We start from the raw sequence: 25,463 nt of genomic DNA, 5'->3' as shown, positions 1-25,463 counted from the left end.
AAATCATGAAAACAAGCTTGCTGTTTTTTTATTGCTTTTTAATTATAACTTTGTTTGCTTTGGTTGGGTGTGCTGCAAATCAATCGTTGGATAGGACCCCCATAGAGCAAGCAGCGAAGAACGCAAAGAAAAAAAACGTCTTACCGCACTCTTCCGTCATTCAAGTAATCCAAGCGGCGGATCAACTTAGAATTATTGTCTTTAGTGATGTTTGTTTCCGGTCAAATGGGAACTTGACCGTCAATTGTGCTCAACAGCTTAGTCAGACTATTAAACTTATAAAGTCTTATGGAGATGGCCTTATTCAAGTAGTAGGTTATAGTGATGATCTTTATGATCCACGAACGGCGACTGCAATTACACAAGATCAAGCAGAGGTAATAACAAGTTTCTTATGGTCGCATGGAATAGGAGCACAACGTCTGCGTACGATCGGATATGGCGGACATGATTTTATTGCGAGTAATCGAAATGTTAAAGCAAGTAGTTTTAATCGTAGAGTTGAGATAATCTTGGTAAAAAATTAAATTTAATTATATAAATTATAATTAGTTCTTATTAAGTACCAGGCCCTTGCCCTCAGAGTAACTGCTTATAAAATTTATGGGCGACAAATAATAAACCACACTATGACCCTTAGTAAATGCTCGCAGTGTATTTCTAATATTAACTATTGCTTGGGCTCGCTGTTCGGTTTTAATAAATCCTTCTTGGGCATGCAGTTGTTGAGCAAGAAGTTCAATATCTTGTGATATTTTGATATCTAGTGTTTTGGCGGTTCCAGCTAAACTAATTTTCCCCTTGCCGCTAGCGTTTATTATTAAATAAGGGCTATTAACCCAGTAGACTAACAAATTTCCATTTCCGGTACAATTGACCTTATTTAATGAAACGATGCCTTGAATAACAACATTATTGGAATTATGGGTTTCTATTTTAAGATTAGAGCTAAGTATATTATGAAAAATAACATTTTTATTACCACTACTATAAAGAGATTTTAGATTTAATTTGTTGGTGTAAAGATTGATCTGACCCGCCCCCTGTGCATGAAGCGATAAAGAGCCAGATAGACCTTTACCAAACAGACTCGCATTACTATTGAATTGTATTTGTTTTATTTGCCTAGGGAGCGTATTGAGTCGAATTGTCAATCTTTCGTTAGGTGCAGAATAATAAATGGGTTTTGTTCCAAGAGATAAAATATGGTTTTTTTCGGTGCAAGTAACCGCGTAGACTCTTTTTGGGTCGCCTACAATTTGTAAGGAAGTATGGTTTTGAGTGGCGTCAATGTATACATTGACTGGGCCTTGAATATCTAAACTATCGAAGTCATTAATAGCGATATTTTTAGTTATTACAGATTCTCTATGAAGAGGTAATTGGGCATGGCTTATTAGGCTAAAAAGGAGCAGGCTAATAAATAAACAATAGATAATGGTTTTCATGGATTTATGTCTTATTATTATTTTTGTGGAATATTAACCTTGTCAGAGGCTATTTACCAGATAAAGGTAATAGGCGCACAAAGGTTAAAAAAGCTATAGGAACTAAAAAAAGGCTTCATAGGCTTAAAAAGCTTAATTTATCAGCTTATTGGCTATATTTTTCCGGAAGGATATTGCGTTATAATCTCGCCCTTCCTTGGTCATCTATTGATTAATCCCTATGAAACGCATAGTGCAACAAGAAATCAAAAATGCTTTGTTAAGTATGGGCGACTTATCCTTACCTTCTTCACTGACTATTCAAGTTGATTATGCTAGGGAAAAATCACATGGTGATTTTTCTAGCAATATTGCTTTAGTTCTGGCTAAGAAATTACAGATTCCACCATTACAATTAGCAGAAAAAATAAAATCGACTATAGATTGCTGCTCAGAAAATTCTAAACTAGAAAAAATTGAAATTGCAGGACCAGGATTTATTAACTTCTTTTTAAAGAAATCTATTTGGTATGATGTTATCAATCAGATTTTAAGTCAAACAGAACAATTTGGGACTTCAAATCTAGGTAATAATGAACCTATTTTAGTTGAGTTCGTTTCTGCTAACCCCACAGGACCTTTGCATGTAGGCCATGGCCGAGGGGCTGCTTATGGTGATTCTATTGCAAGATTATTGAGAGCGGTAGGTTATCAAGTTTGTGCAGAATATTATATCAACGACGCCGGAAGGCAAATGGATATTTTGGCTACTAGTGTCTGGTTACGTTACTTAGAGATTTGTGGAGAAACATTTACTTTTCCTAGTAACGCCTATCGGGGAAATTATGTTAAAAAGATTGCTGAGCAACTTTTTTCTGAATATGACAAACATTTTTTCCAATCTGCTGAATTAGTATTTAAAGATGTTCCTATTGACGAACCACAAGGTGGGAATAAGGAACATCATATTGATGGTCTTATCGACAAAGCTAAAGCCTTATTAAGCCGAAGCAATTATGAAAAAATATTCGAGACAGGTTTAAACTCTATTTTAAGTGATATTAAAGAAGATCTGAGTGCATTTAGAGTAAATTTTGATGACTGGTTTTCAGAAAACAGCTTATTTAAAACAGGCTTTGTCGATAAAACTATAAAACGCTTAACAGAAAGTGGAAAAACCTATGAAGCTAATGGGGCTTTATGGTTCAAATCGACAGACTTCGGTGATGATAAAGATCGAGTATTACTACGCGAGAATGGTCAACCAACCTACTTTGCTGCCGATGCGGCCTATAGACTATGTATTTTAGAGAAACGAGAATTTAAAAAAATAATTAACGTATTAGGTTCAGATCATCATGGTTATGTGCCCAGAGTTCGCGCGGTTATTCAAGCCTTAGGGTTTTCAGCGGATAGTTTAAAAGCTTTATTAGTACAGTTTGCTATTCTTTATCGTGGGGATAAAAAAATCCAGATGTCGACTCGTAGCGGAGAGTTTATTACTTTGCGAGAGCTTAGAGAAGAAGTAGGTACTGATGCAACGCGGTTTTTTTATGTCCTACGACGTGCCGATCAGCATATGGACTTTGATCTTGAGCTTGCTAAGGAGCAATCGAACGCGAATCCCGTCTATTATGTACAATATGCCTATGCGCGAATAAGTAGTGTCATGCGTCAACTGGTTGCGAAACAAAAGGTTTGGGAAAAATCTTTAGGGATGAATGTGCTTAAAGAATTAAAGGAACCACAAGAACAGGATTTGTTAGTTTTGTTGAATCGATATCCTGAAATATTAGAATTGGCAGCTATTACTTATGAACCACATATTATTGCGCATTTCTTAAGAGATTTAGCGCAACTCTTTCATGTTTATTATAATTCATTTGTTTTTCTGATAGAGGATGATAATTTGCGAAATGCACGATTAAATTTAATTGCAGCAATTGCACAAGTAATTAAAAATGGCTTAAATCTATTAGGCGTAGAAACTTTGGAAGTAATGTAATGGCTAAAGATTATGCAAAGAAATATATAAAATATAAATATTTGACCCCTAGACGTAAAAATAATCGTTCGCTTTGGTTGATGCTAGGAATTTCAATCGGCTTATTTATTTTAGGTTTATTTTTTCTCAAACCTATTCATAAAGGAAAATCTATTCAGCCAGCTGAAAAAATAAGCAAGAACAAAAACATTAAAGTACCTACTCCTCAATCACCAGAACCAAAATTTGACTTCTATAATATATTACCTCAAGAAAATTTGAATTTATCATCCCATGTTGATTCTGCGATGAAGGAAATGCCTTTGTCGAATAATATAGCCTCTATTCACGCTTCTTTAGGACAGAGGCCTATCGATGCAATGCTCAGCCCAACGCCAGAACAAGTGGCTATAGCTGAGGCTAAAAAACAGTTAGAAGAAGAAATGGGGCAATTGAATCATGAAGCTTATGTTCTTGTCTTAGGCAATTTTACAGAGCGAGCTCGTGCAGAACAATTACAAGCTCAGGCTTTGCTGAAAGGGTTTCCTGTGCAAAAAAAAGTTAATTTATTTAATGGAAAGCCTGTGTATCAGATCTTTATGGGTCCTTCAGACTTAAATCAGCTTACACAGGAAAAAAAACGTTTAAATGCAGCCGGTTTAGCAGCTATTTTGGTTAAAATCACTTCATAAAGAGGAAAATTACATTCGTTTGGGTCCTTGTGGACCCTTGAAAATATTAAATAAGTCACCATAGTGATAGTTTAAATAGCCTATAAAATTTTAAAAAGGGTAAATAGTGCAATCATTACATGGTACAACAATACTGTTAGTTCGGCGTAACGATAAAGTTGTTATTGGTGGAGATGGCCAAGTGACTTTGGGTAATGCGATTGTTTTAAAGGGAAACGCGCGCAAGGTACGTAAATTATACGATGGTCAAGTATTAGTTGGATTTGCAGGAGCTACCGCAGACGCGTTTACACTAATAGAACGGTTTGAAAATAAACTAAAGGAATGTAATGGGCGACTAGATCGGGCTTCAGTTGAACTTGCAAAGGATTGGCGCTCTGATCGAGTTTTACGTCGGTTAGAAGCAATGCTTGCAGTTGCTGATAAAGAAAAGTCTTTTATGTTAAGTGGAAATGGCGATGTAATTGAGCCAGAACATGATTTAATTGCCATAGGTTCGGGTGGAGCTTATGCACAGTCAGCCGCATTAGCATTATTTCAAAATACTAAATTAAGTGCCCGTAGTATTGTTGAAAAAAGTTTAATTATCGCAGCGGACATCTGTGTTTTTACAAACCACCAACGTACGATTGAAGAAATTGATTCTGTGAACACTAAAAAATAATAATCTCTATCTAAACTAATTACTTATTTTAAATAATGAAAACTAACTCGTTCGATTTAATTGATATACCTTCTGATGAAACCAATCAAGTTTCTGAGCTAACCATGATGGATGCTAATTTTTCTGAAGATACAAATGAAGTCAACAATGATGCGAATTTGCCTACGGGCGTAGATTATTTAAGTAAAATTGATTTGACTCCTAAACAAATAGTGCAAGAACTCGATCGTTTTATCATAGGGCAAAATGAAGCTAAAAGAGCGATTGCAATCGCCTTACGTAATCGTAAACGTCGTATGTTACTTGAACTAGAATTAAGAGATGAGGTGACGCCCAAAAATATACTCATGATTGGTCCTTCCGGTGTAGGTAAAACTGAAATTGGTCGGCGCGCGGCTAAAATTACCGGTTGCCCCTTTTTAAAAATAGAAGCTACAAAGTTTACTGAGGTAGGTTATATTGGACGGGATGTTGATTCTATTCCTAGAGATTTAGTGGATTCTGCATTTAAATCTCTGCGTGAAGAAGAAATTACTCACCTTCAGCCTCAGGTCTTAGAAGCTGCAGAGAGTAAAATTATTGATAGCTTTGTTCCTCCTTCACGCCCACAGACCAAAACCGAAGCGGCAGATGAGCTTAAAAATAAAGAAAAATCGATAGCAAGAAATGTTTTTCGTAAGCAATTGCGGGCGGGACTTTTGGATGATAAAGAAATCGATGTAGAGTTAGCCGCTTTACCAGCGGGAGTCGAGATCATGGGTCCTCCAGGTATGGAAGATATGACTAACCAACTGCAAAATATGTTGCAAAATATTGGTACAGCACGTACCCGTACTCGTCGTATGAAGGTAAAAGATGCATTAGTAGTAATACAAAAAGAAGAAGCAGGGAAATTACTTGATGAAGAAGATTTGAAACGTAAAGCCATAGAGTGGGTTGAGCAATATGGGATAGTGTTTATCGATGAAATTGATAAGGTATGTCGTCGAGGAGAAACAAGTGGTGCTGATGTTTCTCGCGAGGGAGTGCAACGGGATTTATTGCCTTTAATTGAGGGTTGTACTGTTTCTACAAAATATGGCATGGTCCGAACAGATCATATTTTATTCATTGCTGCGGGTGCTTTTCATTTGTCAAAGCCGTCGGATTTAGTCCCTGAATTACAAGGTCGTTTGCCGATTCGAGTGGAATTAAAGGCGCTAACAGCCAAAGATTTTGAACGTATTTTAATCGAGCCGCAAGCGTCTTTAATTGTACAGTATCAGGCTTTGCTAGGTACGGAAGAACTTGTATTAAACTTTGATAAACTTGCTATTCAACGTATCGCTGAAATTGCTTATGATCTCAATGAAAAAACCGAGAATATTGGCGCACGTCGTTTATATACTGTGATGGAGCGATTGCTGGAAGAAATATCTTTTGAAGCAACAGATTATACGGATAAAAACGTAAACATTGACGTTAAGTATGTCGATAAACATCTAACACCCTTAGCGCAAGATCAAGATACCAGTCATTTTATTTTATAACATGGTTCCTACTCCTAGTGAGATAAAACTTCTACAGAAAACACGAATATTGGAAATTCTGTTTGATAATGAAGAAAAGTTTTGTTTATCCTGCGAATATTTAAGAGTTTTTTCTCCTTCTGCGGAAGTTAAAGGACATGGCCATAGCGAAGGAAAATTAGTTAGCGGCAAAAAAAATGTGAATATCATTAAAATAGAATCAGTTGGTCATTATGCTATCAGATTATTTTTTGATGATAATCATCAGTCAGGAATCTATAGTTGGGAAACACTCTATGAATTATCTAAGCATCATGATGAATATTGGAAGCGCTACCTACAGCGCCTAGAATCCGCTGGCGCAAGTCGAGGCTAGTTTTTTTTATTAATAGTGACTTTAGCAAAGCGTCTTTTTCCAACTTGATAAATATGAGTTGTACCGGGTTTAATTAACAGTTTCTTATCTTCAATTTTTAGTGAATCAATTTTAACTGCCCCTGCATCAATTGAACGCAATGCTTCTGAGGTACTAGTTACTAAACCTGCCTGCTTTAATAAGTTGGCAATCGATAAATTCTCACCAGGGATGCTTATACTCAGTTTTTTAATTTCTGAGGGGATGGCGCCATCTCTAAACCGATGTTGAAATTCCTGTAATGCTTTTTCAGCATCCGCTTTAGTATGAAAACGCTCAATAATTTCTAAGGCCAACTCAATTTTAAAATCACGTGGGTTGGCTATGCCCTCTGTAGTATCTTGCTGCATCGATTTAATGTCATATAAAGATTTTTTGAATGAAAGTAGCTCAAAATAGCGCCACATCAACTCGTCAGAAATCGACATAATTTTTCCAAACATATCGTTTGCCGGCTCATCGATAGCAATATAATTATTTAGTGATTTAGACATTTTTTGTACCCCATCTAAACCTTCTAACAAAGGCATGGTTAAAATTACTTGTGGGGTTTGCTTAAAATGTTTTTGTAATTCTCTTCCTAGCAATAAATTAAATTTTTGATCATTACCACCACATTCCATATCAGTTTTTAATGCGACAGAATCATAACCCTGAAGTAAAGGATATAAAAACTCATGGATTGCAATAGATTGATGTTGGCGATAACGCTGATGAAAATCATCTCTTTCTAGCATTCTGGCAACCGTGTAGGAGGAGGCTAATTTAATCAGGTCAGTAACTGATAATCTTCCTAACCATGCTGAATTAAATTGTAAGTTAGTTTTTTTAGGATCTAATATTTTATCAAATTGTTGTTGATAAGTTTTGGTATTGGCGGCAACTTCATTGACGCTTAAAGGAGGGCGAGTCACATTTTTACCAGATGGATCGCCAATAAGTGCAGTAAAGTCACCTATGATAATATCAATTTCATGACCTAAATCTTGTAATTGGCGAAGTTTGTTGATAAGTACAGTATGACCTAGATGTAGATCAGGAGCTGTTGGGTCAAAGCCTGCTTTGATGCGTAAAGGCCTATTTTCTTTTAATTTATGTTTTAATTCATCAGCAACAAGTATTTCAGTACTTCCTCGTTGAAAGGTTGCAAAAGTATTATCATTCATGTGATTTATCCGTTATAGCCAACGCCAATGCGTATAATTTATTTTTTTTCGCGTGAGTTATTTTAGCAGCAAGTGATGTAGCTTGTTTAATCGGCAATTCAGCTAATAAAATTCCTAAAATTCGCTGCCTATCTATTTCATAGGGGCTTAGATATTCGGCTCCTTCGACTAGGATGACGAATTCTCCTTTTTGTTGATTTTTATCTGAGTTTAGCCAAATGTTCAATTTTTCTAAATTATCCCCATGAATAGTTTCAAAAGCTTTTGTTAGCTCTCTAGCCAATACAACGTAACGTTTGGGTCCAAATACAGCAAGCATATCATCTATCAACTCTAAAATACGATGTGGCGCTTCATAAAAAATAATTGTCCGTGTTTCATACAAGAATTCCTGTAACTTTTTTAGTCGGGCACTATTTTTTCCAGGTAGGAACCCTTCAAAAATAAATCTATCACACGGTAAACCCGAAGCACATAAAGCAGTGATTAAAGCACAAGGACCAGGGATAGGAATAACGGGAATTCCATGTTGGTGGGCTAATTTAACTAAACGATAACCCGGATCATTAATCAGAGGAGTTCCCGCATCACTAATTAAGGCAATGGATCGATTTTTTTTTAGGCAATTTAAAAGAATTTTGCTGGAAATCGTTTCGTTATGTTCATGTAATGAAATTAACGGTGTAGTAATGCCAAAATACTTAAGTAATTTTTGACTATGGCGAGTATCTTCGGCAGCAATTTGATCAACAGTTTGTAAAATTTCTATTGCTCTCGTGCTAAAGTCTTCTAGATTGCCTATCGGTGTAGCAACGACATAAAGGCCAGGAATTTTTGACATAAAACTTTTCGCATTAAGATATGAGATGGGTATAATGGCACAGCGTTTTATTCTGCGCAAAACTCAGAGGTTAGATTCAAAATGTCCAAAAAGATGAAGCAACAAAAATTAGGGCTGTGGATGTTAACTGCGCTAGTTACAGGTAATATGATAGGTTCAGGGATTTTCTTATTACCAGCCTCCTTAGCCGCTTACGGAAGTATTAGTTTGCTCTCTTGGATCGCTACAGCGGCGGGCGCTTTGTTAATAGCATTAGTCTTTGCTAAGCTAGCTAATGTGATGCCACTCATAGGAGGGCCTTACGCTTATTGTCGAGAAGCATTTGGTGATTTTGTTGGATTTCAAATGGCTTATAATTACTGGATTGCACTTTGGGTAGGCAATGCGGCTATAGTCGTTGCTTTAACAGGGTATTTAAGCTTTTTTTGGCCACTATTAGCTAAAAATGCGCTATGGTCTTGTTTGGTTAGTATTAGTTTGGTTTGGTTAATGACATTTATCAATATTCTAGGTGTTCGGCATGCGGGTATTTTTCAGTTATTGACAACTATTTTAAAATTGATCCCATTATTACTTATTGCATTTGTTGGTATTTTTTATATTCATCCTCATTTTTTGAGCGCATTCAATTTATCCGGTAAATCTAACTTAAGTGCATTTAGTGGGGCAGCGACTTTAACTTTATGGTCTTTTATTGGTTTAGAATCAGCTTCCGTACCTGCGGACCATGTAGATAATCCTAATCATACTATTCCTAAAGCGACTATTTTGGGAGTCATTATAGCGACAGTTGTTTATATATTGAGTAGTATTACAGTGATGGGGGTTATGCCGTTAACGGAACTTGCGCATTCTAATGCTCCTTATGCTGATGCAGCAAGAGTGATATTTGGACCTATAGGGAGCACTGTAGTTGCTATTGGGGCAGTTATTTCTTGTGTAGGTGCCTTAAATGGTTGGATTTTACTTCAAGGTCAAATTCCATTAGCTGCAGCACAAGATAAACTTTTTCCTAGTATTTTTTTAAAAAAATCAGAAAATGGAACGCCAGTTGTTGGTTTAATAATTTCTAGTGTTTTAATTAGCTTACTATTATTGATGACTCTAAATCACAGTTTGGTTAAACAATTTACAATTATTATCTTATTAGCAACTTTAGCCTCGCTGATTCCTTATTTTTTAACTACGATGTCTGAGTTAGTTATTTTTTTAAAATATCCTGGGCTTTTTAAAAAAGGTAGAAAATTATTTGGTTCAGTGATTATTGCAGTTTTAGCTGGAATCTATTCCTTTTGGGTTATCATAGGTTCCGGTAAAGAAACTGTATTTTATGGGACATTGTTATTATTGAGTAGTGCCCCTGTATATGTATGGATGAAATGGCGTTCTTCCTCCAATATAGGCGTTATAAACGGAAAGCAACCTTTACCTTTACCCTGAGGCATAGTTTGTACAAACTATTTGTTTTATTATTTATTTTATTGGGAGGTTTTTATTCTCCAGCTTATGCTGAGCTTAATGAATCTCCTTTAGTGAGTTTAACTCAACAACAATTAGTTGCTGAGCAGACACGTAGTGATTTACTGAAAAAGAAATTTCAGGGGTGGCGTAATGAGCAAAAAATAGCATCACCCATCATTAGCAAACAATCCCTTGAGCATCTTGATTTAATGATTGCTATGGCAAAGGCTGATCTGGAAAGTATCAGCTTAAGTCTAAAAACAACCCAACAATCCACCGATTTAATTCAAGACTCTATTCGAAATGCACCTGAGCAATGGGAAGTTTCAATACCTCCGGGTTTATCTATTTCCCAAGAAGTTCAGCAACAACAGACACAACTACAACAAATTTTACAAGAACGAAGAAATTTATTCAATTTACAGCAAAAGCGTATTAAGGTTTTACAACGTTCGCGTGATACGGTACAACAAACTATTAATTTTGCTGAAGAATGGCGACAAAATTTACAGAGAAACTATCAATTACAGCAACAAGCTCATCGGCAAGAATCCCTAGATGTGTTAGCTGTGCGTTTACAACAAGATCAACAAAAATGGATGCAACGTCTAAATCAATGGAATGAAGAATTAAAAAAAGCCGAAGTAACAGGGTTTATCAATAATTATTCTTACGATCAAATAGAGTTTAATATATTTGAAGCAGAAGAAAAAAATAATTTACTCGAGACTGAACTAAATACGGAAAAAATATCTAATAAATTACAAGATCTAGCTTCCGCATTTAATCAAAAATTATCATTAAGTACGCTTAGTAATTTGCAGCATCAAATTGAAAATCTAAGTGAGCAAATCAATACTTCAATTGACTTATTTCACAATAAAATCAAATTTTTAAAAAATTATTGGATCTTAATCAATAAAGATCTGCAAGAAGGAGTGCCTAATTTTGCACATGCTCAGCTAAAAATAGCTCCATTAAAAGAAATTATGATCGGCTATCAAAATTTGTTTATAAAAATGCAACAATTGGCCAAAGAAGCGGATGCTCAACAAATTCTTATAGCAAAACAATTAAAACTTCAACTTGCCAATAGACAAGCTTTGCCAGGCTGGAATTTGAATGCTTGGATTGGTTTGGGAGAAACCATTATTCAAATTCCTACACTGACTATAGATAAATTAGCAGGGCTTTATGAACCTGTTTTTAACAAGTTGGAGTTAGTATCCAGCTGGCAATGGTTAATTGTTTTTTTTGGTATGCTGATATGGTTTGCTACTTGGTTAAAACTAAGACGATTTTTAGCTGTGGATAGAGTACGTTTACAGCAACGCAGCCGAGGTTTTTTTTCAGCACAAACAGTGATAGTGGTGTTGCAATTGCTGCAGCGTCATTTATCTGGAATTATGTTATTAGCAGGATTAATTGGACTATTGTTTTTATTAAATATACCTATCAAATTATTTTCTTTGATTATTAGTATGAGTGTTGTTTGTTTGATATTTAGTATAGTTATTCAGCTCGCTCATATTTTATTACTTGAAAATACTACGGATGAAAGTGGTCATGATGTCAAACTTTATTATCGCTTGCGAACAACCTTATTGATCGGTGGCATAGTGACGTTAGCGACTATTTTGGTTAACCAACTACCTGTCAATTATGAAGTTCAAGATTTATTTGGTCGTTTATTTATGTTGTTTTTGCTTATCGTGGCTTTAGTATTGATGAAAAGTTGGGAAGTTGTTCCCACCTTGCTAGAACCTTACATAGAAAACAAACATGCTTATTTAAAAAGGGTTATTCGCTGGTTAAGCTTTTTAATCCCATTCAGTTTATTAACCAATGCCTTAATAGGGTTAGTAGGCTATGTGGAACTGGCTTGGGCTATTGCACATTACCAAGGTTTATTTTTAGTGGCTTTGACAGCTTATTTATTGCTTAGAGGTCTTTTAGATGAGTTAGTTCGTTGGGCTTCTGAACAATGTATTCGCCATTTCAGAAATGGTTGGTTATGGAGCCAATCCTTATTAAAACCATTCCATCAAATTTTAAAATTATCATTATTGATTTTATCAATAATGGGCTTATTTGAACTTTATGGCTGGGGCGATCGTGTTCCGTTGTTGAATACTAGCCTTGCAAAATTACTCTCTATGAAATTATTTGTAATAGCTAGTACCGCAACGGTAACAGGCTTAACGATAGTACAGTTAGCGATATTAGTGGTGATTTTAATTTGGATAGCTCATTGGTCTCGAGAGTTTGCTTATCGTTGGCTGTTTTCACATACCAAGGATTTAGGTTTACGCAATAGTTTGGCAATTTTCACCCACTACACGCTCATTGCTATTGGAATTACGATTGGATTAAATATTTTAGGTTTAAATTGGGGGAATATTTCTGTAATTTTAGGTCTTTTTTCCTTGGGTGTGGGATTAGGGTTAAGGGACTTATTTAATAATTTCTTTACCGGAATTTTTTTACTACTTGAAAGGCCTGTTAAGGTGGGAGATTGGGTGACAGTGGGTAACTATGATGGACAAGTTTCACATATTGGAGCTCGTTCGATTACTGTAACAACCGATGATCGTCAAGAATTATTAGTTCCTAATGCGGATATTTTCAGTAAAAATTTTATTAATTGGACACATCGTGATAGCGTAGTACGTGCTTTAGTTACTATAAAAACCAATCGAAAGGATAATCCACAACGAATAAAAGATATTATTTTAGAAGTGTTGGCAACGATACCAAAAATTTTAACAAATCCTAAGCCAGAGGTTTATTTTAAAGAGATTGATAAAATTTTGTTAGAATTTAAAGTTGAATATTATGTTGATCTTAATCATATTAGCTCACGCTCGGGTGTTCGTTCGCAGTTTTTATTTAGCTTATGGGAGCGCTTTGCTGGCGAAGGTATTTTACCCCCAGAAGCCTCTCATGATGTGCACCTAGAAGGTAAATTAGAGCTAAATTCCAATCCAGCGGTTTAAGCTCGTGTATGACAAAAAAAATTAAAATTATTTTTACTGGTGGCGGCTCATCAGGGCATGTTACACCCAGTTTACCGTTAATATCCGCGTTAAGAAATAAGGGTATAGATATTTTTTATGTGGGTTCTAAAAAAGGCATAGAGCACTCACTTATTAAATCCTTAAACATTCCTTACTATGCTATTACGGTGGGTAAGTTGCATCGATATTGGACATGGAAAAACTTATTAACTCCTTTTCAGCTAGTGGTAGGTGTTATACAAAGCTTCCTAATTTGCCGAAAAATTAAACCCAATGTTATTTTTTCCAAAGGTGGTTTTGTTGCTTTGCCTATCGTTATCTCAGCTAAATTAAATGGAATTCCAGTTGTGATTCACGAATCTGATTTAACCCCTGGTTTAGCCAATCGTCTTAGCTTTCCTTTTGCAAAATTGATTTGTATTACATTTCCTGAAACTGCTAAGTATTTTAAGAATAAAAGTAAAGTATTATTGACAGGCATGCCTATTCGAGATTTTCTGAAACATGGAAATCCTGAAAAGGGTTTAAAGTTTTGTGGTTTTACCGATCAACAGAAACCGGTGTTATTAATTATGGCGGGTGGTTTAGGTTCGACTATTGTGAACGAATCCATACATCGTCTAATAGAACCGCTAACGAAAAAATTCCAAGTCATTCATATTTGCGGTAAAAATAAGTCCAATCCTGCGTTTGAAGGAATAAAAAATTATAAACAGTTCGAATATCTACAAGATGAATTTGCTGATGTTCTAGCAAGTGCAGATTTAGTGATTAGTCGAGCAGGTGCAACTTCTATTTATGAGTTATTAGCCTTAAACAAGCCACATATTTTGTTACCTTTATCAAAAAAAGCGAGCCGAGGAGATCAAATTGATAATGCAAAATATTTTGCTTACCTAGGTCTAAGTAAGGTTATCTACGGCGAAGAATTTTCAGACGAGAAACTATTCAAGACTTTGTCTGAAAGCTATGAAAATTTGGATCAGTTAAAAAATCAGTTAAGCCAGCTCAAGCAGATTAATGGAATACAAATTATTATTGAAAAGTTAATATACTTTTCATGTAATCAATAGAACCTATATGATCATTAATTTTTTTCCAATTTATAGAATAAGTCTAAGCCATTAGCAAAGTTGCTACTGGTGGTTTGTAAGGAAAAATTTTTATTTAAAAGGTAGTTTATTTCTAAAATACTGATCTGATCCAGCAAACCTAGACTATAAGAGATATTAAGTTTTGGCGAAAGATTTTTTCCAACTATTAACGAAGTATTTTGTTGTAATCTATTTGTAGTCGGATCAAAAATCGGTTTGCTTCCAATAGTCAATTGATCTAAACCCATTTTCTGTTGAACTTTACTAATAAGTTGACCAATATTATTTTTTTCACTTCCTAAATTGGTAGCAGCGTTTAATAATAATTGTGTACTTGCTGCGCTTAACTGATTACTGGGCTGGCCGGTAATTAAATAAGAAAGCATATCTAATTGCGATTTAATGATATTAGAAGGATTCGAAAATAAAATAATATAAGGGTTTTGTAATGTTCCTCTCACATAAAGTCCTATATTTACTGATATAGGCATAGATTGAGAAGAAAATAGTGCGGATTGAATAAAATTGTTAGAGCCAAGTTTAGATTTAACTTCATTAGAGATATCAGGAGTAGATAGTACAGGCAAGATTAAAATATTTCGACTAGCTGTAATGTTAATGGTAGGATTATTAATGGGAGTATTAGCAAAATTTAATGAAGAACTAGGTTTTAATTTTAAGCTTTGACCATAATAACTATATTCTCCGGAAAAAAGGTTTAGTTGCCCTGTTGCTAATACAGGATGATCCGAATCTTGTATTATCGTAAGTGAACCTTTTAATTTAGTGTTAAGCCCTTGATATTGCAACAGAATATCTTTACCTGCTTCTATTTTAATTTTACTTTTTAAAGAAAATGGTAAAATTAAAGCTTGTTTCTTTTTTCCTACAAACTCTATATCGTTAGATAATTCAATTAAATTATTATTTTTAGGATTAATTTTCATTCTAGCTTTTGGAAATACAATATAACCATCAGTTTCAATTTGTTGAGTATTTACTTTAATTTTTAATTTTGGAGAAGCGGTAATTTGATATTCTGGATTATTAATAATAGTGACATCTTTTCCTTGAAGATCTATTAATGTTGGTAAATTACGTGTTAATAAATTTGTTGAAGTATGGAATTTTAAGGATCCTTTTCCGGAGTCAATTTGCCCACTGCCGAGCAAAATATTTTTATCGGTATGCAACTGATATTTTATATTTTTTAAATTAAGGCCTAAAACAGGAATATAAGTACTAGCTTGTTGTAAATTAACGGTTAGATTAAATAGAGGCTTATTCAATAAGCCTGAAATTTTTAATTGGGCATTAAAGCTCCCTTTATTATTTTTAAGCTTAGGAAATAATTGTGTCAGAAAATTTAAATCTTTGAAGTTTAAATCAATGCTAGCATGTATGGGTTGTTTCGATTTTAACCATGAGTGTGCTTGATAATTGGATAGTAATAAGTAAGCAAATAATTGATTTCTATTTCCTTTAAAGGTTTGGAGCGATGTTTCTAATCCATATTTTGATAGGTAACTGTTAATTTGTGTATTAGGGATTATTATCTTGGTAAGTTGTCCGTCTTGAAATAATCTCTTTAATTTAAATTCAGATAAATTTCCTTGTAGAGAGAATGGTGCTAAAGATCCAGATAATTTTAATTGTAGTGGTGCAAGATTAAAGGTTTTATTATTGAGCTGAGTAGTCGCTAAATTAAAAAGCCATTTGTTGCTTTTAGTATCTATATTTAATGCGGCTTGAATTTGTTTGAATTGCCATTCTCTCCACTTCAGATTTGTTTTTTCAAGAATTAGGTTAAATTCAGGCTGCTGAAATATTCCGCTTATTGACCCTTGCAAAACTACTTTACCTTGTAAATTGGGAATAGAGCTTGTCGGTTTCTTAATAGTTAACTGCCAATTAATGTGCCATTGCGATTGAATGGAGCCTTTTAATTCTAAGCGTATGTTGTCGGCTTGAATATTCATTTGATGAATAACAACAGAATCAAAGTTTAAAAAATGAAAAATTTTTGGAATTTGAAAGGCTTTTTTCCGATAAGTTTTTGATTTTTTTTGACTAGATTTCTGTTTTATAAAAAGATTTAATTTATCAATAAATATTGGCCCTAAATTTAATTTTCCTTGTAATAAATTGCGCCAATGACCCTCCCACTTTATCTCAGAAATAGACAGGTTAATTTTACTATTTTGATAATTTAATTCTTTCAGCTGAATGGGACCTAACAGCCGGCCATGTATAACATTTATTTTTAGCTGACCTGGCAAGAATTGTTTTCCGACTAATATGACTGTTTCTAAGCCTCTTTCTGTGTTTAGAACGATATAGCTACTTAATAAAAAAACACCGATTAATAAACTTCTAAGCAACCATTTAACCCAAGATAATTTCTTGCTGTTTATCATAAGAAATCAAACCCCATCGTAAATTGGAATCTTATGGGGTGCCCAGGAAGATCCAAGGCTTTACCTACCGTAGCTTCCATAGGTCCTAAGGGGGATGCCCAAACTAAGCCAAGACCTGACCCTTTTTGCAAGTGCACGGGGAAATTATTAACGGCATTCCCAGCATCAAAGAAAATAGCACCATAAAAATTATTGATAAGTCGGTGTTGATACTCCACACTACCGGTCATTAAATAACGTCCGGGGCCAAGGGATTCATAGGCATAACCACGAACACTTTGGCTTCCTCCCGCATAAAAAAGCAACGAGGGAGGAAAGTTGGCTAAATTAGAGGCTACTGTATAGCCGATGTCACTACGAAACAGGAATCGACTGTTATCATTCCAACTTAATATGTATTTTCCTTGTAATTCTGTTTGTAAAAAGCTTGTATTGGATAATAAATTTTGATCGGCACCTTGTAATCTAAAATTTAACTGATAGCCATGCCGTGCAAAAAGCGGATTATCAAATTTACTGTAGGATAAATTTATACCTGGAGTTAATAGACGCGAGTTAGTCATTGGCCGATTAAGGTAATGAAAACGTTCAATTTGATAATTTAAAAATAAATTACGTTGCCAGCCTTTCCATTTATTCATGCTACCTATTCCTAATTGTTGTGTGGTAGTCGTTACTTGAGTTAGTTTTTTTCTGACGATAGCAAAATTAATATTATAATTATCAGTATTGGGATGTTTTCCAGGAATGGTATAAGTTGTTTGTAGGCTCTTTTGTATTTTAGATAATTGGCTAAAAATACTTAAGCGGTGGCCTTCCCTGTTTAGGTAACGAGATTCCCAGCCTAAGGTTCCACGCATACCCACATCTGTTCCATAGCCTATTCCTGCTGTATATTGTTGGGATGGACGTGGCGTCAATATAAAAGTAACGGGCAAATTTTTATTTAGTTTGCTTATCTGAGAATCACGAATCGATACGTTTTGAAAATATCCGCTTTTGTTTAAATTATCTTGTAGTTTTAAAAGTTGGATTGAAGAATAAGGGGTGCCGCCCCGCTTAAAAGGAATGTAACGCTCTAATAAACTATTGTTAAGTATGGATTGTTGGAAAGTGATAGGGCCGAAATAGTAACGTGGTCCCGTATTTAAAGTCAGAATGAGCTTAGCTGTATAAGCTTGACGATTAATTAAAATAGTATGTTTAGAAAAATAGGCAGAAAGATAGCCTTTGGCAACAAGCTTAGCGAGTAATTTTTGCTTGGCATTTTCATAGGCTTCACTTTGAAAAACATCACCTACATGCAGTGGAAAGTCATCAATTAATTTTGTTATTTTTGGGTCTTGTTTTGCTTCTTCATCTTCGACTGAAACTTGTAAAGTAGTAATTTTTAATGGAGGACCGACAGAAATTTGATAACTAGCGTCCCAGCTTGAATCAATTTTTTTAAATGTATGCTTAATAGAGGGTTTGAAATAACCATAGGCTTCCAAGGTTTGTTTGATGTTTGAGATAGACTGTCGATACCAGAACTGGATATCTTCAGTTGAAGGCTGTGTTAAAGTCTGTAAGCTTCGATCAAGCCGATGTTGAACAGGGCTCATAAGGTCTTGATTTAAGCCCTGTATTTGGTAAGCCACGTGAGGATATGCTGCATATCCAGAAGAAGCACAAAGGATGTTTAAAATAGCGAAACCAGCTATAGCCAATTTTATTTTTCTTATCATATTAGGTTTAATTAAATACCTAATATAAGTCCATAAGTAAAGGAAGTAGGCGTTAAAATGGCATATAAAACATTATTTTTAATGATTTTAATGATTTTTTCAGGAAAAATAGCTATTTTTAGGTGGAACGGAAGCGCGCGATCCATTTGTAATCAAAAGACTTACAAATTAGCTTGGATAGTATTTTTGAAAAAAAAGTTCTATAGCTTGGCCAATATCTTCGACATCTCCTACCGCTTTGAAAAAGGATTGAAATGCTTTATTTGAAGGATTAGGTTGGTTTTTTCTTAGTCCATGATCATCCGCATCTAATTCTTTTTTGAGGGATTCAAGATAACCTAGTTTAATCGTACGTTTTGATTTTTCTGACCAAATACATTTAAAAAAGTTAGTTTTAGAACTTTTTATTTGATAATTAAGACTTTGGATTTTATTTTCAATTTCTTCAAGAAGATAAACTCTATTTTCCTGTTGGTTATTAAATGATTTTTCAGAACGAAATTTGCGATGATAATAGTTAGAATTTTGTGTTTGTTGGGAAGACGATACTATTGCATCAGATAAGGTGAAAGTTAATGAAGCTGAATCGCCAAACGTTCCAGAGTTTTCATCCGCTAGGATTGGGTTGATGGTTGGATAGAGCGGAGGATTTTTAAAGTTCCTAAAAATTGCAAAAGCAGTCGTTAGCATGAGCATGCTAGCTATTGTTATACCTGCTACTGCTAAAATAGTAGCAGCTAAGTAGGGGGCTATTACCATTGTTAAAATAATACCCGCAATGACTATTCCCGCTATAGTAGTTGCAATAAAATTATTGATAGTATGATTTCTATGCAATGCGTTAGCGGGAGAATTTTTTTCTGATTTAAACCAATGATAGACATGAAAAATCGATAAGCCAAGATGGTAAATGACACTGGAGCCAACCGCAGTCAGAAATAAACTTTGTACAGAAATTAGACTAAGCCCAGCAAAAATGGCAGTGAAAACTAATACGCCTTTAATTGGAGCATGAATTAAGTCAAAGGTTTTACCTAAATTCTTATTTTTAGCGCGGACGAAATGATATATTGCAAACAAACTGCCTATAGCATCAGGTACAATAACAAGTGGAAATAAAATTGGGGCAAGAGTTTTTTCAAATATTGAACCTATTTGGTAAATGTTTGATTTAAATACAAAGATAGTACTGAGTACGGCATTTTGGAAAAAAGAATTAGCAGATTCTGATATTTTCAGATAGGGTTTACTCATGGCCTTATATTTTTTCCTACAAATTTTTTATTGAGGATAAATTTTTCCTTATAGGAAACCCAAAAGTACTTTATCTTAAAGTAGAATGAAAATAAAGTTTAGAATGAAAATTACACTCGTAAAGTATGGGGGTAATAAACGGTATTATCCTGTAAATAATCAAGTATTTGCAGTATATTATTAAACCATTAAAATGACTTGCATACTCTTTTTATCTGGACTTATATTAAAAGCTAATATTAGTATATAACCGAAACCGCATTAATTCTAAATTGTATAAGGCGTTTACATCATGTTTAAGCGATATTCACTATGTTTTACTTTATTATTTTTAGTGGCAGGGCTGTTGGGTTCAGTATGTAAAGCTGATCCAGTGATCCCTATAACAGCTCCCGCAGCGGCTCAACCCACATTGACACCGATAGCACCTAGCGTAAATGCTAAGGCTTACCTATTGATGGATGCCTATAGCGGTAAAATTCTAGCAAGTGAAAATATTGATGAGCGGGTGGCGCCGGCCAGCTTAACCAAAATGATGACATCGTATGTAGTGTCTATGGCTTTGCAGCAAGGTCAAATACATCCTACTGATTTAGTCACTATTAGTGAAGCAGCTTGGAAAACAGGCGGTTCTAAAATGTTTGTCAAGGTCGGTGATAAGGTTAGTGTGCAAGATTTGATGCAAGGAATGATAGTTGATTCGGGTAATGATGCCTGCGTCGCTATGGCAGAGTATGTCGCTGGAAGCCAGGAGGCTTTTGTTAATTTAATGAATCAGCAAGCGGCAAGACTGGGAATGAAAAATACACATTTTGTTGATGTCGATGGGTTACCGGATCCTAATCATTATTCCACTGCACGTGATATGTCAATTTTAGCCCGAGCATTAATTCTTGATTTCCCTGAAGACTATAAATGGTATTCACAAAAATGGTTTTCTTATAATGGGATTAAACAACCTAATCGCAATCGCTTATTATGGCGTGATCCTGATGTCGATGGCATTAAAACGGGACATACCGATGAAGCAGGTTTTTGTTTGGCTGCTTCAGGTCAAAAAAATGGTTTGCGTTTAATTACTATCGTTATGGGCGCGCCTTCGGATGAAATGCGCGCGCAAGATAGTCAAAAATTACTGACTTATGGGTTTCGTTTTTTTGAATCACGTAAGTTATATAATGCGGAGGTAAATTTAGCTACAATTAGAATTTGGTTTGGTCAACGCCCTCAAATTAAAGTGGGTTTGGCAAAAGCGCTCTATGCAACACTTCCTCTAGGATCAAATAAAAAACCTACTACGACGATGACTTTTGCTCCTCATTTAAAAGCACCGATTAAAAAAGGAGAGATCATTGGTCAAATCAATGTCGTATTAAATGATAAACCTATTGCATCAGCGCCGCTCATTGCATTAGAAAATTTATCAAAGGGTGGGATATGGCGTAGTTTAGTCGATCGTACTAATTTATTATTTAATAAGATTTAAGTTTTTGATAGATAAGGTAAAATTAATTCAAAAAGGTATTAATTTACTTTTTGTAAAAATTTATTCTTTACCTTCTTTTTAATTATTTGTAAGCCTCTTTTCTTTTATGCGCACTCATAATTAATCGGAATGTGCGAAACATTTATGAAACATTTATATAAGCTCTTAAGAGCAGGGCTCACGGCGACTTTATATCTCATTATTCTTACTGTCTGGTTTATACCATTAGCGAGTGTAGGTTTATTACGATTTATTATCCCTGTAAAAAAATGGCGACAACTGACCAAAAAATTAATGGAGTCTTTACATGTGGTTTGGTTACGCAGTAATTATTTTTTTTTAAAATGGATAACCCCCATTAAATGGGAGATAAAAGGATTAGATCAGTTACATTTTAAAGAATGGTATTTACTCATTTCTAACCATCAGTCCTGGGCAGATATACTTATTTTGCAGTATATTTTTAGCGGTAAAATTCCACCTTTGAAGTTTTTTCTTAAAAAGGAATTACTTTGGACTTTGCCAATAGCAAGTTGGGCATGCTGGTTATTAGATTTCCCATTTATGCATCGATATAGCAAAGCGAGACTAGCCAAACATCCAGAACTTAAAAATAAGGATATTGAAGAAACTAAAAAAGCAAGTGCTAAATTTAAGACTATACCAACTACTGTGGCAAATTTTGTTGAAGGCACGCGGTTTTCGCAAGGAAAACACGATTTACAAGCCTCTCCTTACCAGTATTTATTACGTCCAAAAGCAGCAGGTATGGCTTTTAGTCTTGCTATTTTGGGTGATTTCTTTCATAAAATTCTTAATGTCACGATTATTTATCCACCCCAGCAAATGAGCTTACTAGATTTTTTATCAGGAAACATACAAAAAATAATTATTGATATAGAGACAATACCTATTACTAAAGATTGGTTAGGTGATTACGAAAATGATCGGCAATACCGAATATACTTCCAGAAAAAACTGAACGAATTATGGGAAAGAAAAGATCAGCTTATCAAAACTCAACTGCAAAATTTTTAAAAAGTTGAGGTGAGTTTTGAATAAAAAAAAAATTCTACGTATAGCTACTCGAAAAAGTCCTTTAGCCTATTGGCAAGCCAATACCATTAAAGAACAATTAGAAAAACTTTTTCCATTTTTAACAATCACTCTACTTCCTTTGCTTACAGAAGGAGATAGGCAACAAAATAGTTCTTTAAGTAAACTAGGTGGTAAAGGTCTTTTTGTTAAGGAGTTAGAAGGAGCTTTACTTAACTACCAGGCAGATATAGCCGTTCATTCTATGAAAGATCTGCCTATGGATTTAGAAGAAGGTTTGACATTAGGTGCCATATGCAAACGTGATGATCCTCGCGATGTATTGATTTCGAGATCTGATCAAGCATTAACTCAGTTGTCACCTGAGTCTTGTGTGGGCACTTCAAGTTTACGTCGTCAATCGCAATTATTGGCTTTGCGCCCTGATTTACAAGTGAGTGTATTAAGAGGAAATATAGGAACTCGTATCGATAAATTGGCAGCAGGTGAATTCGACGCAATAATTTTGGCTGCTGCGGGCCTTATTCGTTTAAAAAAAACCGATTGTATCAGCGAGTATTTAGAAACCACTTGCTTTTTACCTGCGCCAGGCCAAGGCGCTTTAGGGATCGAATGCCGGGTAGATGATGGTGAAAGCTTGACCTATATTTCTAAATTGACTCATTCGGATACCTATTATTGTGTGTTAGCTGAACGAGCTTTAAGCCGAGAATTAGGAGGCAGTTGCCAAGTGCCTATAGCGGCTTATGCGACTATGCTGAGTCATGGTCAATTAAGTCTACAGGCTTTAGTTGGAAATTTAGATGGGACTAAACTTATAAAAGTTGAGAAACAAGGATCTATAGTTGAAGCAGAAAAAATTGGATTTTTAGCAGCGCAGAGTTTACGTGATTTTGGTGTTGAGGAAATTTTAAAGGAAATTTTAAATATAAATTCTTGAGCTCGACCATTTGATTAGAGTATCTAAGCGTTTTAATTATTTAAGTAGGGTTTTGTGAGGGTATTCACAAAGCTCTTGAATGATACACTCAGGACATTTGGGTTTACGGGCCAAACAAATATAACGCCCATGTAACACTAGCCAATGATGAGCGTTTTTTAAATAAATTTTAGGAACGACTTTTAGTAGCATTTTTTCAACGGCCAATGGTGTTTTTCCTGGGGCAAGACCAGTCCTATTACATACTCGAAAAATATGCGTATCGACGGCAATAGTGGGTTGATGAAAAACAGTATTAAGGATTACATTAGCTGTTTTACGTCCAACACCCGGTAGACTTTCCAGAGCTTCACGGTTATTAGGGACTTTCCCTTGATATTGCTCCAGCAAAATTTTACAGGTTTTTATGATATTTTTTGCCTTAGTATTATATAAACCAATAGTTTTTATATATTTTTTTAAACCAGGTAATCCCAATGAGGCTATTTTTTTAGGTGAATTTGCTTTAGTAAATAATATTTGGGTTGCTTTATTAACTGATTTATCGGTTGCTTGTGCAGAAAGAATTACTGCAATTAATAGTTCAAAAGGTGAAGAGTAAGTTAATTCTGTTGTTGGATGGGGATTATAAGCATGAAAACGCTGAAAAATAGCCCTACGTTTTTTTTGATTCATGTCTATATTTTTTAAGGATTAGATAATAACATTTTAGCGTAAAATATCGGATTTTAAAGGGTTTTATAACTTGCACCCGAGTCTTAAAAGGGTACATAATCAGCTTATTTTTAGTTATTCCCATCGGTAATGAAAAATACTAAGTCATGGATTTTTTATAAGAAGTTTATTTTTTCTTTTTAAAATCCATTCTTGATTGCACCATTACACCTAGAAATCGATGAGGTTTATCTAATAGCAAAGTTTTGAAATCAGTATTCAAAGGTTTAAGAATAGTATGTCCCCCATCAATCAAAATTTGTTTAAAATTAGGTAAATCATGCCCTTCTATGTGAATAATGGCAAAGTCGAGACTATTCGGTTTTAGATCGGGGTCTATAAGAAGTATAGTTCCTTCTGGAAAGCGAGGTTCCATCGTGGTATCTCTAGCAGAAACGGCATAAGCATGCTGGCTCATATTAATATCAGTAGAAATGGTCGGCAAAGGGGCTAATTTTTCAGGAAGATTAGGCCAATATAGCACTTGTGGCCAGGTGAGCAACGGTATTTGACGCCAGCCTTGAGCGTCAGGATTAAAAGTACCAGGAATGCGATCGGCGGATAAGGGTTCATCCCCAATGAGCTGACTAATAGAGATAGCAAAAAAATTGGCAATCGGGCTTAAAGTAGCGACTTTAGGATTATCAGTTTCTCCTGAGCAAATTCGATGTACTACTGGTTGGCCTACACCAGTGCGTCGTGCTAGTTCCGATTCATTAATTCCTAATTCAGCCATTAATCCTTTAAGAATTTTACTCATGCTACTAGTAGTTTTCATATCATTTTCACTTATTAATTAGCGGTAATTTTACCTGTCCATGCTGATAATTTCCAACGCTGACAAACGAGCCTAAATTAACCCTCAGCGGCGGGTGGGTATTCTAACATGACACAGCACTTATACTAAATAATGATGTGATTATGCGTTAGCTATAAATTTTTGTTAATAAGATAAAATCACACAGGAAGAGATTGGTTATTTTAGAGGAAATTGTAGCTTTAAAAAAACTTTAACCCTAAAAAACTAATATGAAAATCGAATATTCTAAATAACTTTTGAATGGTTAAAGATAAAGGCACTATTAGGTAAAAGTAAGCATTTTGCTGATGATTTACAAGTGAGACTCGCTAACGACAGATATCGATATTTAATGATTGGAAGCGTAAACTGAGAAGATATTCCTTGTCAGTTGCAGGGATTGTGCATAGAATAGCGGGTTCATTTATAAGAGGTAAAAGGTTTTATGTTGGCTAGAAATGAAATATTGGCTAAATATCAACGCTCTCCGGGTGATACGGGATCCCCAGAGGTTCAGATTGCGTTATTATCTGGGGAAATCGAACAGCTAAACGGCCATTTTCAAGTGCACAAGAAGGATAACCATTCACGACAAGGCTTATTAAAGAAAGTAGCTTTACGTCGAAAATTATTGAAGTATTTCAAAGCTGTCAATTTGCAGGGTTATTTAACACTAGTTAAGCAGCTCGGCTTGCGTGGTTAGATTTAGAGAGTTCATATTCTTCAACCAATTGTTGAAGACATTTTATTTGTACCAATGGGCGGTAACTTTCGCCCATTTGTTTTTTTTGAGGGAATGTA

The 25,463-nt window shown here is 34.9% G+C and carries 21 protein-coding genes; 13 read left to right on the top strand and 8 right to left on the bottom strand.

All coding sequences use genetic code 11. The features are described 5' to 3' along the window. Positions 1–5: 5 nt before the first annotated feature. On the top strand, positions 6–527 hold the full coding sequence (locus A1D18_RS05775) for an OmpA family protein (protein WP_071662836.1): 522 nt from the start codon (positions 6–8) through the stop codon (positions 525–527). Positions 528–548: 21 nt separating this feature from the next. Here A1D18_RS05775 and A1D18_RS05770 read toward each other — a convergent pair whose 3' ends face one another. Continuing rightward, on the bottom strand, positions 549–1,448 hold the full coding sequence (locus tag A1D18_RS05770; protein ID WP_071662835.1) for a GIN domain-containing protein: 900 nt from the start codon (positions 1,446–1,448) through the stop codon (positions 549–551). A gap of 220 nt (positions 1,449–1,668) precedes the next feature. On the opposite strand from A1D18_RS05770, the gene argS reads away from it, so the two are divergent. From argS to A1D18_RS05745, 5 genes are all read left to right on the top strand, one after another. Further along, positions 1,669–3,432 carry an arginine--tRNA ligase gene (gene argS / locus A1D18_RS05765; protein ID WP_071662834.1) on the top strand — a complete coding sequence of 588 codons (1,764 nt, stop codon included), beginning with the start codon at positions 1,669–1,671 and terminating at the stop codon, positions 3,430–3,432. Further along, positions 3,432–4,103, top strand: a complete 672-nt coding sequence (locus A1D18_RS05760) for an SPOR domain-containing protein (protein WP_071662833.1) — start codon at positions 3,432–3,434, stop codon at positions 4,101–4,103. Before argS ends, A1D18_RS05760 begins: the two co-directional genes overlap by 1 nt. Positions 4,104–4,209: 106 nt before the next feature. Next, complete coding sequence (gene hslV, locus A1D18_RS05755) at positions 4,210–4,767, top strand: ATP-dependent protease subunit HslV (protein WP_071662832.1); 558 nt, start codon at positions 4,210–4,212, stop codon at positions 4,765–4,767. Between the two features lie 188 nt (positions 4,768–4,955). Next, the gene (hslU, locus tag A1D18_RS05750; protein WP_071663030.1) at positions 4,956–6,296 is read left to right on the top strand and encodes an ATP-dependent protease ATPase subunit HslU; all 1,341 of its coding nucleotides are present in this window, start codon (positions 4,956–4,958) and stop codon (positions 6,294–6,296) included. 1 nt (position 6,297) lies between these two features. Continuing rightward, positions 6,298–6,651 (top strand): gamma-butyrobetaine hydroxylase family protein, encoded by a 354-nt coding sequence (locus A1D18_RS05745; protein WP_071662831.1) that lies wholly within the window; start codon positions 6,298–6,300, stop codon positions 6,649–6,651. Here A1D18_RS05745 and tyrS read toward each other — a convergent pair. Then, positions 6,648–7,856, bottom strand: coding sequence for a tyrosine--tRNA ligase (gene tyrS, locus A1D18_RS05740; RefSeq protein WP_071662830.1), 1,209 nt, complete (start codon positions 7,854–7,856; stop codon positions 6,648–6,650). The genes A1D18_RS05745 and tyrS overlap by 4 nt on opposite strands. Next, on the bottom strand, positions 7,849–8,697 hold the full coding sequence (gene rsmI, locus A1D18_RS05735; RefSeq protein WP_071662829.1) for a 16S rRNA (cytidine(1402)-2'-O)-methyltransferase: 849 nt from the start codon (positions 8,695–8,697) through the stop codon (positions 7,849–7,851). The genes tyrS and rsmI overlap by 8 nt, the downstream gene beginning before the upstream one ends. Positions 8,698–8,778: 81 nt before the next feature. On the opposite strand from rsmI, the gene A1D18_RS05730 reads away from it, so the two are divergent. Genes A1D18_RS05730 through A1D18_RS05720 form a run of 3 tightly spaced genes read left to right on the top strand, consistent with a single transcriptional unit; the run spans position 8,779 to position 14,248 of the window. Further along, complete coding sequence (locus A1D18_RS05730) at positions 8,779–10,137, top strand: amino acid permease (RefSeq protein WP_071662828.1); 1,359 nt, start codon at positions 8,779–8,781, stop codon at positions 10,135–10,137. Positions 10,138–10,145: 8 nt separating this feature from the next. Next, a complete protein-coding gene (locus tag A1D18_RS05725) occupies positions 10,146–13,154 on the top strand; it encodes a mechanosensitive ion channel family protein (RefSeq protein ID WP_071662827.1) in 3,009 nt (1,002 codons plus the stop codon). Positions 13,155–13,162: 8 nt separating this feature from the next. Continuing rightward, entirely contained in the window at positions 13,163–14,248 is a 1,086-nt protein-coding gene (locus A1D18_RS05720; RefSeq protein WP_071662826.1) for an undecaprenyldiphospho-muramoylpentapeptide beta-N-acetylglucosaminyltransferase, read from the top strand. 14 nt (positions 14,249–14,262) lie between these two features. Here the strand turns inward: A1D18_RS05720 and A1D18_RS05715 are convergent, their stop codons facing one another. The 3 genes from A1D18_RS05715 to A1D18_RS05705 all read right to left on the bottom strand — a co-directional run bounded on the left by A1D18_RS05715 (position 14,263) and on the right by A1D18_RS05705 (position 19,667). After that, on the bottom strand, positions 14,263–16,686 hold the full coding sequence (locus A1D18_RS05715) for a translocation/assembly module TamB domain-containing protein (RefSeq protein WP_071662825.1): 2,424 nt from the start codon (positions 16,684–16,686) through the stop codon (positions 14,263–14,265). Beyond that, positions 16,683–18,413, bottom strand: a complete 1,731-nt coding sequence (locus tag A1D18_RS05710; protein ID WP_071662824.1) for an autotransporter assembly complex protein TamA — start codon at positions 18,411–18,413, stop codon at positions 16,683–16,685. The genes A1D18_RS05715 and A1D18_RS05710 overlap by 4 nt, the downstream gene beginning before the upstream one ends. 168 nt (positions 18,414–18,581) lie before the next feature. Next, the gene (locus A1D18_RS05705; protein ID WP_071662823.1) at positions 18,582–19,667 is read right to left on the bottom strand and encodes a hypothetical protein; all 1,086 of its coding nucleotides are present in this window, start codon (positions 19,665–19,667) and stop codon (positions 18,582–18,584) included. Positions 19,668–19,959: 292 nt separating this feature from the next. Here A1D18_RS05705 and A1D18_RS05700 point away from each other — a divergent pair, with 292 nt between their 5' ends. The 3 genes from A1D18_RS05700 (at position 19,960) to hemC (ending at position 23,149) form a co-directional block, all read left to right on the top strand. Next, positions 19,960–21,153 carry a D-alanyl-D-alanine carboxypeptidase family protein gene (locus A1D18_RS05700; RefSeq protein ID WP_071662822.1) on the top strand — a complete coding sequence of 398 codons (1,194 nt, stop codon included), beginning with the start codon at positions 19,960–19,962 and terminating at the stop codon, positions 21,151–21,153. Between the two features lie 144 nt (positions 21,154–21,297). Continuing rightward, a complete protein-coding gene (locus tag A1D18_RS05695) occupies positions 21,298–22,191 on the top strand; it encodes an acyltransferase (protein ID WP_071662821.1) in 894 nt (297 codons plus the stop codon). Positions 22,192–22,207: 16 nt separating this feature from the next. After that, on the top strand, positions 22,208–23,149 hold the full coding sequence (gene hemC, locus A1D18_RS05690; RefSeq protein WP_071662820.1) for a hydroxymethylbilane synthase: 942 nt from the start codon (positions 22,208–22,210) through the stop codon (positions 23,147–23,149). 36 nt (positions 23,150–23,185) lie between these two features. Here hemC and nth read toward each other — a convergent pair whose 3' ends face one another. Both nth and A1D18_RS05680 read right to left on the bottom strand, forming a co-directional pair. Beyond that, positions 23,186–23,824 (bottom strand): endonuclease III, encoded by a 639-nt coding sequence (gene nth / locus A1D18_RS05685; protein ID WP_071662819.1) that lies wholly within the window; start codon positions 23,822–23,824, stop codon positions 23,186–23,188. Positions 23,825–23,990: 166 nt separating this feature from the next. Then, positions 23,991–24,641, bottom strand: a complete 651-nt coding sequence (locus A1D18_RS05680; protein ID WP_071662818.1) for a S24 family peptidase — start codon at positions 24,639–24,641, stop codon at positions 23,991–23,993. A gap of 466 nt (positions 24,642–25,107) precedes the next feature. On the opposite strand from A1D18_RS05680, the gene rpsO reads away from it, so the two are divergent. Next, complete coding sequence (rpsO, locus tag A1D18_RS05675) at positions 25,108–25,365, top strand: 30S ribosomal protein S15 (RefSeq protein WP_071662817.1); 258 nt, start codon at positions 25,108–25,110, stop codon at positions 25,363–25,365. Positions 25,366–25,463: the final 98 nt, after the last annotated feature.

The organism is Candidatus Rickettsiella isopodorum, from assembly GCF_001881495.1.
Classification (GTDB): domain Bacteria; phylum Pseudomonadota; class Gammaproteobacteria; order Diplorickettsiales; family Diplorickettsiaceae; genus Aquirickettsiella; species Aquirickettsiella isopodorum.
The sequence above is the reverse complement of the archived record's forward strand: the minus strand, read 5'-3'. Positions and strand labels throughout refer to the sequence as shown.